14 protein-coding genes and 1 pseudogene are annotated in these 13,873 nt (G+C 73.2%); 3 read left to right on the plus strand and 12 right to left on the minus strand.

From position 1 onward, the window contains the following. From ACGF0D_RS20605 to ACGF0D_RS20640, 8 genes and pseudogenes are all read right to left on the minus strand, one after another. A pseudogene (locus ACGF0D_RS20605) lies at positions 1-556 on the minus strand (hypothetical protein); the annotation flags it as partial. 302 nt (positions 557-858) lie between these two features. After that, positions 859-1,179, minus strand: coding sequence for a TcmI family type II polyketide cyclase (locus ACGF0D_RS20610; RefSeq protein ID WP_097235013.1), 321 nt, complete (start codon positions 1,177-1,179; stop codon positions 859-861). Between the two features lie 5 nt (positions 1,180-1,184). After that, a complete protein-coding gene (locus ACGF0D_RS20615) occupies positions 1,185-1,640 on the minus strand; it encodes an SRPBCC family protein (protein ID WP_392876223.1) in 456 nt (151 codons plus the stop codon). Between the two features lies 1 nt (position 1,641). Further along, positions 1,642-1,902, minus strand: coding sequence for an acyl carrier protein (locus ACGF0D_RS20620; RefSeq protein ID WP_392876221.1), 261 nt, complete (start codon positions 1,900-1,902; stop codon positions 1,642-1,644). Between the two features lie 32 nt (positions 1,903-1,934). Then, on the minus strand, positions 1,935-3,173 hold the full coding sequence (locus ACGF0D_RS20625; protein WP_392876218.1) for a ketosynthase chain-length factor: 1,239 nt from the start codon (positions 3,171-3,173) through the stop codon (positions 1,935-1,937). A 5-nt stretch (positions 3,174-3,178) separates the two neighbouring features. After that, positions 3,179-4,435, minus strand: coding sequence for a beta-ketoacyl-[acyl-carrier-protein] synthase family protein (locus ACGF0D_RS20630; RefSeq protein ID WP_392876215.1), 1,257 nt, complete (start codon positions 4,433-4,435; stop codon positions 3,179-3,181). Continuing rightward, positions 4,432-4,857, minus strand: coding sequence for a cupin domain-containing protein (locus ACGF0D_RS20635; RefSeq protein ID WP_392876212.1), 426 nt, complete (start codon positions 4,855-4,857; stop codon positions 4,432-4,434). The genes ACGF0D_RS20630 and ACGF0D_RS20635 overlap by 4 nt, the downstream gene beginning before the upstream one ends. 28 nt (positions 4,858-4,885) lie before the next feature. Next, positions 4,886-6,061 carry a SchA/CurD-like domain-containing protein gene (locus ACGF0D_RS20640; RefSeq protein WP_392876209.1) on the minus strand — a complete coding sequence of 392 codons (1,176 nt, stop codon included), beginning with the start codon at positions 6,059-6,061 and terminating at the stop codon, positions 4,886-4,888. A 208-nt stretch (positions 6,062-6,269) separates the two neighbouring features. Here ACGF0D_RS20640 and ACGF0D_RS20645 point away from each other — a divergent pair, with 208 nt between their 5' ends. Continuing rightward, positions 6,270-7,991, plus strand: a complete 1,722-nt coding sequence (locus ACGF0D_RS20645; protein WP_392918198.1) for an FAD-dependent oxidoreductase — start codon at positions 6,270-6,272, stop codon at positions 7,989-7,991. Positions 7,992-8,058: 67 nt separating this feature from the next. On the opposite strand, the gene ACGF0D_RS20650 is transcribed toward ACGF0D_RS20645, so the two are convergent. Beyond that, positions 8,059-9,720, minus strand: a complete 1,662-nt coding sequence (locus tag ACGF0D_RS20650; RefSeq protein WP_392876203.1) for an APC family permease — start codon at positions 9,718-9,720, stop codon at positions 8,059-8,061. A 557-nt stretch (positions 9,721-10,277) separates the two neighbouring features. Further along, complete coding sequence (locus ACGF0D_RS20655) at positions 10,278-10,877, minus strand: hypothetical protein (protein ID WP_392876200.1); 600 nt, start codon at positions 10,875-10,877, stop codon at positions 10,278-10,280. A gap of 647 nt (positions 10,878-11,524) precedes the next feature. Between ACGF0D_RS20655 and ACGF0D_RS20660 the strand changes: the two genes are divergently transcribed. Both ACGF0D_RS20660 and ACGF0D_RS20665 read left to right on the plus strand, forming a co-directional pair. Further along, on the plus strand, positions 11,525-12,415 hold the full coding sequence (locus ACGF0D_RS20660) for a DMT family transporter (protein ID WP_392876197.1): 891 nt from the start codon (positions 11,525-11,527) through the stop codon (positions 12,413-12,415). 82 nt (positions 12,416-12,497) lie between these two features. Then, the gene (locus ACGF0D_RS20665) at positions 12,498-12,770 is read left to right on the plus strand and encodes a hypothetical protein (protein ID WP_392876195.1); all 273 of its coding nucleotides are present in this window, start codon (positions 12,498-12,500) and stop codon (positions 12,768-12,770) included. 57 nt (positions 12,771-12,827) lie between these two features. Here ACGF0D_RS20665 and ACGF0D_RS20670 read toward each other — a convergent pair whose 3' ends face one another. Together ACGF0D_RS20670 and ACGF0D_RS20675 are read right to left on the minus strand one after the other, a co-directional pair. Further along, on the minus strand, positions 12,828-13,166 hold the full coding sequence (locus ACGF0D_RS20670) for a hypothetical protein (RefSeq protein WP_392876192.1): 339 nt from the start codon (positions 13,164-13,166) through the stop codon (positions 12,828-12,830). Then, positions 13,163-13,510 (minus strand): SAV_915 family protein, encoded by a 348-nt coding sequence (locus tag ACGF0D_RS20675; RefSeq protein ID WP_392918201.1) that lies wholly within the window; start codon positions 13,508-13,510, stop codon positions 13,163-13,165. The genes ACGF0D_RS20670 and ACGF0D_RS20675 overlap by 4 nt, the downstream gene beginning before the upstream one ends. Between the last annotated feature and the right edge of the window lie 363 nt (positions 13,511-13,873).

Here is a 13,873-nt window from a genome sequence, read left to right on the forward strand (position 1 = left end):
CCTCGGAGCCCTTGTGCTCGCCGGAGCCCTTGTGGTCCTCGCCCTTGGCCTCGGAGCCCTTGTGCTCGCCGGAGCCCTTGTGGTCCTCGCCCTTGGCCTCGGAGCCCTTGTGCTCGCCGGAGCCCTTGTGGTCCTCGCCCTTGGCCTCGGAGCCCTTGTGCTCGCCGGAGCCCTTGTGGTCCTCGCCCTTGTGCTCGTCGGAGCCCTTGTGGTCCTCGCCCTTGTGCTCGTCGGAGCCCTTGTGGTCCTCGCCCTTGTGCTCGTCGGAGCCCTTGTGGTCCTCGCCCTTGCGGTCGTCGGAGCCCTTCTGGTCCTCGCCCCTGCGCTCGTCGGAACCCGTGCGCTCCTCGGAGCCACCGCCCTTCCTGTCGTCGTCGCCCTTGAAGTTGCCGGAGCTTCGCTCGTTGTCGGAGGTCCTCTCGGACTTGTCCTGCTTCTCCTGCCAGGTGAGGTTCTTGCCCTGGTCGGCGGCCCCGTCGGCGAATGCGACGGGGGTGCCGACGGTGAGCGCGGCGGCGACGGCCGCCCCGGCGAGCAGCGTGCGTGCAGAACGCATGAGGATGATCCTTCCGGCGCGCAGGACCGCGACTGTCCGACACGGTGTCGGACAAGGGGACTCGCGGTGGGTGCGCCTGATCCACCGTCATCCACCGTGCGGCTGCCTGCCACCGGAGCGTGGCAGCGCCGGTGCGCAGCGTGCGCCCTTCGGGTGGAGTCCCGGGAGTGTTCACCCGGTTGGCCGGTCGATCCGGGTGAATCCGCCCGGGTCACCCGGCCGCCGGACACGCGTGGGCCCGCTCCCGGCACGCGGCCGGGGGCGGGCCCATCAGGGAGCCGCGGATCAGCGGCGTCGCAGGGTCAGCGGTCCCAGCGGTAGAACTCCCGCGCCATCGCGTCCTTGGGTTCCCGCCAGGTGGCGGGGTCGTACGCCTGCACGAAGGCGGTCAGGCGGTCGCTGACGGTCCGGAACTCCGGGTGCCCGACGACCTTGGCGACGGCCGGGCCCGGCGGTCGGTCGGCCTCGATCAGGTGCAGGTAGACGTCGCCGAACTGGAAGAGGCTGCGGCCGGTGACGCCGATCAGGTGCGGCAGTTCGCCCTGGTCGGACTCGGCGAACACCTCGGCGATGTCCGGTGCGGCCTCGGGCTTCATCCGGGCGACGATCAGCGCCCTGTGCACGCCGGTCACAGCTCCGCCGCCCGCTTCTCGACCTTCTCCCGGATCAGCTGCATCTGGATCTTGGAGTTGCGGTTGATGTGGCCGGTCATGCCCTCGTCGTCGACGGGGGCGGTCGGCTTCATCGCGAAGTCCTGGATCCAGCGCATCCTGGTGCCGGCCGGCACCTCCGCGTACTCCCAGCGGATCTCCATGAACTCGAACGGGCCGGGCTCGACCCGGCGGGCGCGCACCGAGAGCGCGTCCCGGTCGGTCTCCCGCTCGGAGATCCAGCTCCACACCTGGCCGTTCTCGTCCGGGTGCATGGTGAGCCGGAACTGGACCCGGGCGCCCTGCCGGTCCAGCACCTCCACCGAGGCGTACTCGCTGAACAGCTGCGGCCAGTTCTCCAGGTCGTTGGTCATCTCCCAGACCAGGTCGAGCGGAGCGGCGATGACGATCTCGTTGTCGGTGTGTCCGGGCATCTCAGGCACCAGCCTTCGCGGTGAGGGAGGAGTTGACCAGCTCCAGGAACTCGGACGGGGTCTTGGCCGACTCGGCGCCCGAGGTGACCTTGAGGCCGTGCCGGTTCTCCAGCTCGCCGACGACGCCGAGCAGGCCGAGCGAGTCGATGCCGAACGTGTCGAACTCCGCGCCCGGCCGCGCCAGGTCGCCCGGGTCGACGGTGACGCCGGCCCGGGCCTGGAGCAGCTCGGCGAGTTCCGGATAGCTGAGGGTGTTGCTCACGGGGTGTCCCTTCGAAGGTGTGACGGAGTGGTTCAGGGCCGCGCGCGCCGGAGCACCAGCGCGGAGTTGGAGCCCATCAGCCCGCGGCTGAGCACCAGCGCGGTGTTCAGTTCGGCCGGGCGGGCGCGGCCGGTCACCAGGGCGAGGTCGTGGCAGACCTCGGTGACGTTGGGGGTGGGCGGCAGCACGCCGTCCTCCATGGCCAGTACGGCGGCGGTCACGTCGAGCATCGGCGCGCCGCAGTAGGCACGGCCCGTACCGGTCTTGGGCGCGGTGACCGGGATGCGCTCGGCGGCCGGGCCGAGCGCGTCGGCCAGTGCCAGGGCCTCGGCGCGGTCGGCGGCGGGCAGCCCCAGGGCGTCCGCGAAGACCACGTCGATCTCATCGGGCGTGATGCGGGCGTCGTCCAGTGCGATCCGGATGGCGGCCGCCAGTCCTTCCCGGGACTCCGCCCAGCGGGAGGCTCCGGTGAAGGTGGCGCCGTGGCCGGCCAGTTGCGCCCGAACGCGGGCGCCACGCAGGCGGGCCGACTGCTCGTCCTCCAGCAGCAGCATCGCGCCGCCCTCGGCGGGGGAGAAGCCGCAGGCCTGCGCGGTGAACGGCAGGTACGCCCGATCGGCCTGCTCGGCCAGGCTGAGCTCGGGGTAGCCGAGCTGGCAGACCATCGAGTACGGCGCCAGCGGGGCCTCGGCGGCGCCGACCACCACCGCGTCGGTGCCGCGTTCGATCGCCCGGGCGGCGTGCGCGACGGCGTCCAGTCCGCCGGCCTCGTCACTGGCGACGACCCCGCAGGGGCCCTTGTAGCCGCCGCGGATCGAGATCTGGCCGGTGCTGGCCGCGTAGAACCAGGCGATGGACTGGTACGGTCCGACGAACTTCGGTCCCTGGCCCCAGAGTTGCTGGAGCTCGCGCTGGCCGAACTCGCCGCCGCCGGAGCCGGCGGCGGTCACCACGCCGACCGCGAAGGGCTGTTCCGGGTCGGGCCGGAACCCGGCGTCCGACACCGCAAGGTCGGCGGCGGCCATCGCGTAGTGCGTGAAGCGGTCGGTCTGCACCAGGAAGCGGTTGTCGATCGCCGACTGCGGATCGAACCCGTTCACCTGGCCCGCGATCCGCAGCGGCAGGTCGGTGCAGCCCTCGCGGGATATCCGGTCCAGGACGCTCACGCCCTGCCTGGTGGCCTTCCAGAAGGCGTCGGCCCCGACGCCGTTCGGCGCCACCACGCCGAGGCCGGTGACCACCGCCCGGCGGCCCTGCTGACGTGACGTCATGGAACTCACCCCGTTCTGTTGAGCACGACGGCGGACTGGAATCCGCCGAATCCGCTGCCGACCGAGAGGATGTGGCTCAGCGGCAGCTCGCGCGCGGTGCGCGGCACGTAGTCGAGGTCGCACTCCGGGTCCGGAGTCTCGTAGTTGGCGGTCGGCGGCACGACGCCGTGGACGAGCGCCAGGGTGCAGGCGACCACCTCGATGGCGCCGATCGCGCCGAGCGAGTGCCCGACCATCGACTTGATCGAGCTCATCGGGGTCCCGAAGGCGTGCCCGCCCAGTGAGCGCTTGACCGCGGCGGTCTCGTGGCGGTCGTTCTGTTTGGTGCCCGAGCCGTGCGCGTTGACGTAGTCCACCTCGGTGCGGTCCACCCGGGCGTGGGCGAGCGCGTGGTCGATCGCCCGGGACATCTCCAGCCCCTCCTTGGTGAGGCCGGTCATGTGGTAGGCGTTGCCGAAGGTGGCGAAGCCGCCGATCTCGCCGTAGATCCGGGCGCCGCGGCGGCGTGCGTGCTCCAGCTCCTCCAGCACCAGGACGGCGCCGCCCTCGCCGAGCACGAAGCCGTCCCGGTCGGCGTCGAAGGGGCGGGAGGCGTGCTGCGGGTCGTCGTTGCGCTCGCTGGTGGCCTTGATGGCGTCGAAGCAGGCGACGGTGATCGGCGAGATCGGGGAGTCGGAGGCGCCGGCGACGCAGATGTCGGCGCGACCCTCCTCGACCGCCTGGAAGCCGTAGCCGATCGCGTCCAGTCCGGAGGTGCAGCCGGTGGAGACGGTCTGCACCGGGCCGTGCGCGCCGGTCCGCTCGGCCACCGCGGAGGCCAGCGTGCTGGGCGCGAAGGCCCGGTGCAGCTGCGGCTCGGCCTGCCGGTGGTCCACGTCCCAGCGGGCGCCGGACGCGCTCACCAGGGCGTAGTCGTGCTCCAGCCGGGTGGTGCCGCCGACGGCGGTGCCGAGCGAGACGGCGATCCGCCACGGGTCCTCGGCGGCCAGGTCCAGGCCGGCGTCGGCGATTGCCTCGTCGGCCGCGACCATCGCGAACTGCACGTAGCGGTCGGCCCGTTGGACGTCCTCCGGGCCCAGCCCGTGGGCCGCCGGGTCGAAGTCGACCTCGGCGGCGATCCGGGAGCGGAACCCGGCGGGGTCGAAGAGCGTGATGCCCCGGGTCGCGGTGCGGCCGGCCGTCAGGAGGTCCCAGAACGCCGGGACGCCGACCCCGCCGGGCGCGACCACACCGATCCCGGTGACGGCGACGCGCCGGGTCACGAGCCCACCTTGGCGTGTTCCGGCGGGCCGGAGGCCGCGGTCCCCTCGGTGCTCACGTGGCCGAGGTCGGGGCGTGGGGCGAGCGGGCCGAGGTGGAAGACCATCCGGGCCTCGGTGTCGCCGACGTTGCGGAAGCGGTGGCGCATGTTGATCGGGATCATCAGGCCCTGGTCCGGCTTGAGTGGATGGGGCTTCCCGTCGAGGTCCACCTCCAGCTCGCCGCAGACGACGAACACGAACTCCTCGGAGTACGGGTGGTAGTGCTCGCCGATCCGCTCGCCGGGCTTGACGATCGCCAGGCCCATGAAGCCGCTGGTCGCGCCGCAGGTGGTCGGGGTGAGCATGGTGCGCAGCTCGGCGCCGTGACGGCGGTTCTCCGGTGCCTCGTGGACGCTGACGATCCGTGGGGACTGCGTGGTCATGAAGATCTCCCGTGAAGGTGTCGGAGCGTCAGTTGTTGATCGGGTCGGGGGAGGTGCGGTCGGTGACCGGGTTCATCGCGCGGGCGGCGAGGAAGGCGCCGAGCCCGGCCACGGTGCGCAGGTCGCCCTGCGGGCCGAGGTCGAGCAGCCCTGCGAGCACGGCGGCCTGTTCGTCGTCGGCCACGCCGAGGGCGGCCGCCGGGTCGGCCTCGGCCGGCACCCGCAGGTCGACCAGGCGTACCACCACGTCCTCGCGGTGGAAGACGGTGGCCGCCGCGACCGGCCCGGTCGGGTCGGCGGTGGCCAGGTTGTCGTGCTCGGCCAGCAGCTCGGCCACGGCCTGCCCGCGGCCCGGGCGGACGGGGTAGAGCACGGCGTGCCGGTGCAGCCGCGCGGAGGCGGGGGAGCTGGCGATCGCCTGGTGCCGGGCGGGCAGCGCGGCCCTGGCGAAGAACGCCCGGGCGGCCTGCGGGTCGCCCAGCTGGCGGGCCTCCTCCAGGTGCGGGTTGAGCGCCTCCTCGACGGCTCGCACCTCGGGCTGCATCGCCACGTGGCGCAGCGCGTCGCCGAGGTTGCCGATCACCTCGACGGCGCGGACGACCCGGTTGCCGAGCATGAACAGCGAGGTGCGGCGCAGCCGGGTGTGCTGGTCCACGTCGGCCCGGGGCGAGGAGTAGCCGGAGAGGATGCGGGCCACCTCGGGCTCGCTGCCGGGCTTGACGGTGAACGTCAGCGCGTGGCGGACGATGCCGTCCGGGCCCGGTTCGGCCTTGGGCGGGCCGACGTGCCCGGCGGGCGCGGTGCGCGGCAGCCCGGGTGGCACCTCCAGCGGGGCCCGGGTGCCGGTCGAGCCGGCCGCCGAGGTCTCGCGCAGCACGGCGTAGCGCAGCGAGCGGAAGCTGTCGCTGACGCAGCCGTGCATCGGCTTGACCATCTCCCGGTGGGCCGGGCTGTCCACCCACTCCAGGAAGGTCTCCTGGTCCTTCCACTCACTGGTGATCAGCCACTGGCGCGGGTCGTTGATCGACTGGCACAGCTGGTCGCTGACGTGGCCGGGGACCGAGGCCACCTGGTGGCGCAGCTGCTCGTACACGTCGAGGAAGCGCTGTTGGGCGCCGTCCTGGATCTCCAGCATCAGCACCACCCGCAGCCGGGTGTCGGCCTCGTCCTGCTGCTTCGGCTGGGGTTCTGACAGAGTCGTCATGATCCACTTTCTGCTCTGGGCCGCACGCTGCGGGCCGTGTCGGCCGTGTCCGGCGGGTGCTCCCCGGCCTGGGAGTGCGGTGCGACGGCGGTTCGGCCGGGCGAGTCGGCGCCAGGCCTGAGGTCGATCGTGGGCGGCGCACCGGGCGCGGCGCGAGATTTGCGGGCCATCCGGGCGAAGGAGTGCCACGGGCCCCCTCCGGCGGGGGATGGAAGAGCGGGGCCCCCGGCTGAGCGGGCCCGTCGTGGGCGGCGCCGAGCCCAACCGCCGGGCCGCGGAATCCCCTGACAGGGCGGAGCAATTGATGAATCCGAAGGTTGACGACCGGGTGCCGGTCCTGATCGTGGGCGGCTCGCTGGTGGGGCTGTCCGCCTCACTCTTCCTCGGTCGGCTCGGGGTCGGACACCTGCTGGTCGAGAAGCACGCCGACACCTCGCACCATCCGCGGGGGCGCGGCAACAACATCCGCACCATGGAGCTGTACCGGGTGGCCGGGATCGAGCCGGCGATCCGCGAGGCGGCCTCGGTCCTCGCCCCCAACCACGGCATCCTCCAGGCGCCGTCGCTGACCGGCGCCGAGCAGGAGTGGCTGTTCCGGGAGATCGACCCGGGCGGCCGGCTGGCCCGGTTCAGCCCCAGCTCCTGGTGCCTGTGCAGCCAGAACGACCTGGAGCCGGTGCTGCGGCGCGCGGCCCGCGAGCTCGGCGGCGCCCTGCGGTTCAGCACCGAGCTGGTCTCCTTCGAGCAGGACGCGGACGGCGTCACCTCGGTACTGCGCAGCCGGGAGAGCGGCGAGGAGCGGGTGGTGCGCTCGGATTTCCTGATCGCCGCGGACGGCCCGCGCAGCCCGGTCCGGGAGCGGTTGGGCATCGGCCGGTCCGGCAAGGGCGAGCTGTTCCACAACGTCAGCATCACCTTCCGGGCCAAACGGCTGGCCGAGGTGGTCGGCGACCGGCACTTCATCGCCTGCTACCTGACCAACCCGGAGGCGGACGGCGCGCTGCTGCCGGTGGACAACCAGGAGGAATGGGTCTTCCACGCGCCCTGGCACCCCGAGCACGGCGAGCCGCTGGAGGCCTTCACCGACGAGCGCTGCGAGCGGCACATCCGCACCGCCGTCGGGCTGCCGGAGCTGGACGTCGAGGTCACCGGCCGGGCGCCCTGGCACGCCGCCGAGCGGGTGGCGGACCGGTACGGCGCCGGGCGGGTCTTCCTCGCCGGGGACTCCGCCCACGAGATGTCCCCGACCGGCGCGTTCGGTTCCAACACGGGGATCCAGGACGCCCACAACCTGGCCTGGAAGATCGCCGCCGTGCTGTGCGGCTGGGCCGGGCCGCGGCTGCTGGAGTCGTACGGGCAGGAGCGCCGCCCGGTCGCCCGGGTGACCGGTGAGCGGGCCTCGGCCCGCTCCGCCGAGCACAGCCACCCGGGCTACGCGGTGGTGCCGGGCGTCGGCCGGCAGGCCGGGGTGCTGGCGGTGGCGCTGGGCTACCGGTACCCGGTGGGCGCGGTGGTCGGCGCGGACCGCAACGGCCCGGTCGTCCCCGAGCAGTTCGAGTCGGCGGGCGAGCCGGGCAGCCGGGCCCCGCACCAGTGGCTGCTGCGGGCGGGGGTGCGGCTGTCCACGCTGGACCTGTACGAGCAGGCGATGGTGCTGCTGACCGGCCCAGAGGGCGGCGCCTGGCAGGCGGGCGCCCGGCGCGCGGCCGACCGGCTGGCCGTCCCGCTGGACGGCTTCCGGGTCGGCGACGGCGCCGAGGACGACCTGGCGCCGGAGCCCGGCGCGGACTTCGCCGCGCTGCACGGCATCGGCCCCCGGGGTGCGGTGCTGGTCCGCCCGGACGGCTTCGTCGCCTGGCGCTCGACCGGCCCGGCGCAGGACGCGGAGGCCGAGTTCACCACGGTGCTGCGGACGGTTCTGGGCCTCTGAGGACGGGACGCGGAAGAGCCCGCCGGTCGCACGGCCGGCGGGCCCTTCCGCGTCTGTCCGGGGTCGGTCAGTGGCCGCCCTCGTCGACCACCTCGACGTCGGCGATCTCCTGCTCGATCGCCTCGGTCGGCAGCGCCACCCGGATCGCCCAGTAGTAGATGACCAGCGAGAACACCGCCACCAGGGCCATGTCGCCCCACATCGGGATCCGGCCGGTGCCGTCCCCGAAGCCGCCCTGCCAGGAGATCACGCCGAGGCCCACCAGGTACGGGGGCAGCCACTGGGCGGACTTCCAGCTCAGCCGGGGCGCGTTCGGCAGGCCCTTCCTGATCGCGTACGCGGCGTAGCTGCCGAGCAGGAGGTAGCCGAGCACGATCGCGATGCCCAGGCGGGAGAGGGTGTGCCAGCCGGACCAGTAGATGATCAGGCTGGAGACCACGAACGCGGCGGGGGAGATCAGCCCGCCGGCCGGCAGCCGGTAGGGGCGCTCGTGTCCGGGCAGGCGGCGGCGCATCGCGCCGAAGGCCAGCGGGGCGCCGGCGTACATCAGCACGCTGGCGGAGGTGATGAAGCCGACCAGCTCCTGCCAGCTCGGGAACGGCAGGAAGCAGATCACGCCGGTGACGAAGGCGATCACCAGGCCGAACCACGGCACGCCGTTCCTGTCCAGCTCCTCGAACCGCTGCGGGGCGTAGCCGTTGCGGCTCAGGCCGTAGGAGATGCGGGAGGTCGAGGTGGTGTAGATCAGGCCGCTGCCGCCGGGGGAGATCACGGCGTCGGCGTACAGCACCCAGGCCAGCCAGCCGAGGCCGACCAGGGTGGCGAGACCCGCGAACGGGCCGTCGATGCCGGGGAAGTCGAGCTTGTCCCAGCCGTTGGCGAAGGTGCTGACCGGCAGGGCGCCGATGAAGACGACCTGGAGCAGGGTGTAGATCAGGCTGCCGATGGCGACGGATCCGAGCACGGCGCGCGGGATGTCGCGCTTGGGGTTGCGGCTCTCGCCGGCGAGCTGGATGGCCTGCTCGAAGCCGAGCAGGGCGAAGATGATGCCGCTGGTGCTGATCGCCGCGAGCACGCCCTTGGCGCCGAACGGCGCGAAGCCGTGCGAGGTGAAGTTGGAGCCGTGGAAGTTGGTCACGGCCAGCACGAAGATGGTCAGCAGCGGGACGAAGATCTTCAGCCAGGTGGCGATGTTGTTGGTGCGGGCCAGCACGCGCACGCCGAGGAAGTTCACCGCGACGAACACCGCCATCAGCACGGTGGCGACGACGAAGCCGCTGACGGTGAGGGTGTTGTTGTCGTTGAGCAGGCCGGCCGCCCACGGCCAGTGCCGGGCGTAGCCGATCATCGCCTCGACCTCGATCGGCGCGACGGTGGCCGCCTGGAGCCAGGAGAACCAGCCGAAGGACATGCCGGCCAGGCCGCCGAAGGCGTAGTGCGGGTAGCGCGCGGTGCCGCCCGAGACCGGGAACATGCTGCCGAGCTCGGCGTGGACGAGCGCGAGCAGCACGATCGCGACCGTGCCGATGCCCCAGGACAGGACGGCGGCCGGGCCCGCCGCCATGACGCCCTCCTTCGCGCCGAAGAGCCAGCCGGAGCCGATGATCGAGCCGACCGAGGCCCACATGAGGCCGACGAGCCCGACGTGGCGACGCAGCGACCGGTGGGTGGTCCCGGAGTCGGAGCCGGTGCCCTGATCGGGCGGTGAGATCTGGTTGAGGGAAGCCATGAACGATCTCTCTGTGGGTGGGGGCCCCGAGGTGGGCGGAGCGATGAGAGTTGCCACACAGTAGGACTTTCCAGCTGCCCCTGCACAGATTTCATTACTGAATGTTTACATTTTTTTCTGGACGTCCTTGCAGGTAGGAGGCTGTCTGTTCAGTTGTCTGTTACGTGACTGGTGGGCAGGCTCACCGTTTGAGCGCGAATTGAGCTTCCCTCTCGGGCCCCGGCGACTTGGAGCGCCCATCCACGCATGGAAATGACAGCTTTCGCACAGCCATGACACGGGGTGGGCGGGCGCGGGCCGGTGGGTGTCGAGCGGTGGCCGCGGGTGACCGTGAAGAGGTCCCGCGATCCGATCGACCGGATCGCGGGACCTCCGCGCAGCGTTGCCCAAGGTGCTGTCGATGTGGTGGGTTCAGCTCTCCGGATCATGGGGCGGTCGCTGCTGCGCCGCCGCGACGGTCATCGTTCGCGGGCAGAGCGTGTGGACCTGTGGGAGGATGCCCATGTCGGTGCCCCGGCCCGATTACGGCGGGCCGGGGCTCCACTTATGCCGTTGGATCACTTCTTGTCGAAGCCGCCGCCGCCGCCGCGCCCGCCGCCGAAGCCGCCGCCGAAGCCGAAGTCGTGGCTCACGACCCGGAAGCTGCCGACGACGCCGTCCTCGACCTCGATACCGTGACCGTGGTGGCGCGGGCGAACACCGTCGCTGGAGCTGTGCGGCCCGACGGTGGCGATGGGGGCGCCGTTGTCGCAGACGGCGCCGCTGAAGAGCTCGACGGACCGGTGGCTGTCGTTGCGGATGTTGAGCGTCTTGGCGCCCAGGCCGCTGACGACGGTGATGCAGCCGAAGTCGTCGGCGGAGTACGACCGCTCGTTGACGTGGATGATGCCGCGACGCTCGTGGTGCTCGCGACCCCCGCGACGCCCCTCCTCGCCCTTGCCCTCGTTGCCCTTCGAGCCGCCGTCGAGCGGAGCCAGGGCGGGAACGGCCGCCGGGGCGGGAGCGACCGCCGGGGCGGGAGCGGCCGCCGGGGCGGCCTTCTGAACGACCGGGGCCGCCTGAGTCACGGGCTCGGAAGCGGCCGACGCGTAGGTGATGCCGGTCACGGCCACGGCCGCCGACGCCGCGAGGACAATGGCGGTGGTCATGTTCTTCATGGACCTTCTCCTGGTTTCCTGATCTGGACTGGATCGGCTTGGTGCCGACATGAATGAACGTATCGACTGGCTAATTGCTTGTCATATTAATCCGTGCCAAATGGTTGACGGTGGGGGCCGAATGGGTGGTCAGATGCGTCATCGAACTGTCTCCCGGGTCGATTTGCCTGGCTGTCACGTTTCTCAAATCCCCTGATTCCAACGTGAGTTGACGATGCGGACGAGGTCGGTGAGATCGCGTCCGGCCCCCCTCGCTCATTTGGAGTGCTGTCGGCCTGTCTGCGATGGCGGACCGGAATGACGGCATGCCAAATCGCGGGCACCGAGGTTCGCGCCGAGGGGCTGTGCCGGGTCGGGCGCGGGGGGCGCCCGCCGCTCGACGGGGGCCGACGGCCGGCGGACTCGACCTCGCCGCAGGTCGGCTGGTCCGTGGTGTCTCGTAGGCGGCCCGAGCGGGCCTGAAGCGATCACCGAACGGCGGCATAGGCTGTTCCTGTGCGTTTCGTGATCCTCCCCCCGCCGGCCCGCTAGCGGGCGGCCCACTCCACCCACTCCGGCCCGACGGGACCAGCCCGCAGCCGGGGCGGTGACTGCCGCCCGCGTACCCCGCGGACCCGAACCGGCAACTCATCGTGGAGTACCGACGCATGACCTCGAACGCCGCCGTGCCCTTCCGGCACGGCCTCCTGTCCATCTCTGCCGCCGCCGTCGCCTGGGGCGTGGGCGGCGCCGTGTCCGCGCTGCTGATGCGCACCGGCGGGCTCGGCCCGGCGGGCGTCTCCTGCTGGCGCTTCGGCGTCGCCGCGCTCTGCCTGGCCCTGCTGCCGAGCCGTGAACCGCACGGTGGGCGCGGCGGTGAGCGCGGCACCGCCCGGTGGCGCGCCGCCGGGCTGACCGGACTCGGCCTGGCGGTCAGCCAGTGCGCCTACTTCGGCTCGGTGCGGTACGCCGGGCTCGGGCTGGGCACGCTGATCACCATCGGCGCCGGCCCGGTGTTCACCAGCCTCGGGGCCCACCTGCTGCTCGGCGAGCGGCTGACCCGTCGCGCCGCGGCCGCGGTGGCCCTGGCCCTGGCCGGCCTCGCCCTGCTGGTCGCCGCCCCGGCGGCGGGCCCGCGCCCGGCGCTCGGCGTCGCGCTGGCCGTCCTCGCGGGCGCCGGCCAGAGCGGCCTCACCCTCTGGGCCCGCGGTGGCGGCTCGGCCAGGGCCGGCACCGGTGCCTTCACCACCGGCCTGCTCTGCCTGCTGCCGCTCGCGGCCGTCCAGGGTGCCCAGGGCGTCCTGCCGACGGGCGGGGACCCGGTGGTGACCGCGGTGGCGCTGCTCTTCCTCGGTACGGTCCCCACCCTGTTCGCCTACCGCTGGTACTTCACCGGCCTGACCGCCGTGCCCAGCACCACGGCCGCGGTGCTGGTCCTGTTGGAGCCCGCGACCGCGGCGGTGATCGGCGTGCTGTTCCTCGGCGAGCCGCTGACGGCGGGCCTGCTGGCGGGCTCGGCGCTGCTGCTCGCGGCCATCGCGGCGCTGGCGCGGCCGTAGACCGGCGGGCGGTGGGCGGCGGCCACCCGGGCGGGCGTCCTGTGGTCGCCGGGGGGCCTGGTGGCGTGCTGTCGTGGTCCGCATGAACAGCTCACTCCCGGCCCGGTGGGCCGCCGCGACCGCCTCCGTCCTCCTGCTCGCCGCCGTCGCCGCGGGCGCCGCCGGGGCCTTGCTCGCCGCCGCCGGACCGGCGGCGGCGAGCGGGCGCCGGGACGTCACCGCCGACCAGTGCCGGAGCGCGGGAGGGCACGTCGAGGGCAGCGGCTACTGCGTCGACGCGGCCGGCGACGACGCCTGGGGCCAGCCCGTCGACGGCCAGGCGATCAACCCGGATCCGCGCCCCGGGGAGGAGTGAGCGCGGCCCGGCGCCCCGCCCCCGGGCAGGGGAGCGGGGCGCCGTCCGCTACCGGCGTCACGGCACCGGGCGCAGGGTGACCGGGGCGGGGGTGAGGGAGCGCAGGACGAGGTCGATGTGCACCCTGGCGGCGCCCGCGCGGTGCAGGGCGGCGGCGATCGCCCGTAACTCCTCGGGGCCGGTGCAGGCGAGGCGCAGCTCGAGGTCGGCCTCGCCGGCCAGGGCCAGGCCGCTCTGGACGGCCGGGAACTGCGCCGCGAGACGGTCGAAGTCGAGCGGGACCGGTCCGTGGCTGATCCGGGCGATCGCGTGCAGCGCCCGGGCCGGCCGGGCCCGCCCCGGCCCCGGCGGGCCCTGGGCCGGATCGTCCGGGACGAGCTGGAGCGGGGCGGTCACCGGTGCTGGAACTGGACGGTCGGGGCCGGGGCCGGGCCGACGGGGGCGGTGCCGGGTGGGGCCGTCAGGGACGGTGCGCTGGCGGACGGCGTGGACACGGAGGGGGCGACCATTCGCGGGTCCAGCACCAGGGTGTCGATCCCGAGCGGGGCGGTGAGCTCGCGGAGGGCGGGCTCGGCGAGCTCGGTGCGGGCCTGGCCGGGCCCGAGGAGGGCGGCGAGGGCCTCGGGGCTGGAGAATCCGACCGCGCAGCGGCGGCCGTCGCGCAGGCGGAACAGGCGGAGTGCGGTGGTGCTTCCGGTGCCGGAGGTGGTGACCGGAACGTGCCAGACGACGCGGGCCATGCGGATGCTCCCGAGTGGGGTGGTGGTGCCTGCCGGAACTACTGCCTCGACGCTAGGGCGGACCGGCCCGGGGATCCCCGGTCCTGACGCGCCGTTGACCGAATGGGGTCGTGCGTTGACGCACTCCTGACGCCCGGCTCACCCGACTGGACCGGGGCCCGTCCCGCCGATCGTTCCCGGGGCCGAGCTGATCGACAGGACGGGCCCTGGACCACTGCCCGAGCCCTCCGCTTGCCACGCGTCCCGACCCGGACCACCGTGGAATTCGGCCCCCGTCGCATCCCCCGGTCACGCCTCCCGTCACGCCCTCCGCAGGACCGGTGGGCACCCGAAGACGGGGGGAGGTGGAGCCGGAGGCCTGTG

Source organism: Kitasatospora sp. NPDC048298 (assembly GCF_043201465.1).
Taxonomy (GTDB): Bacteria; Actinomycetota; Actinomycetes; order Streptomycetales; family Streptomycetaceae; genus Kitasatospora.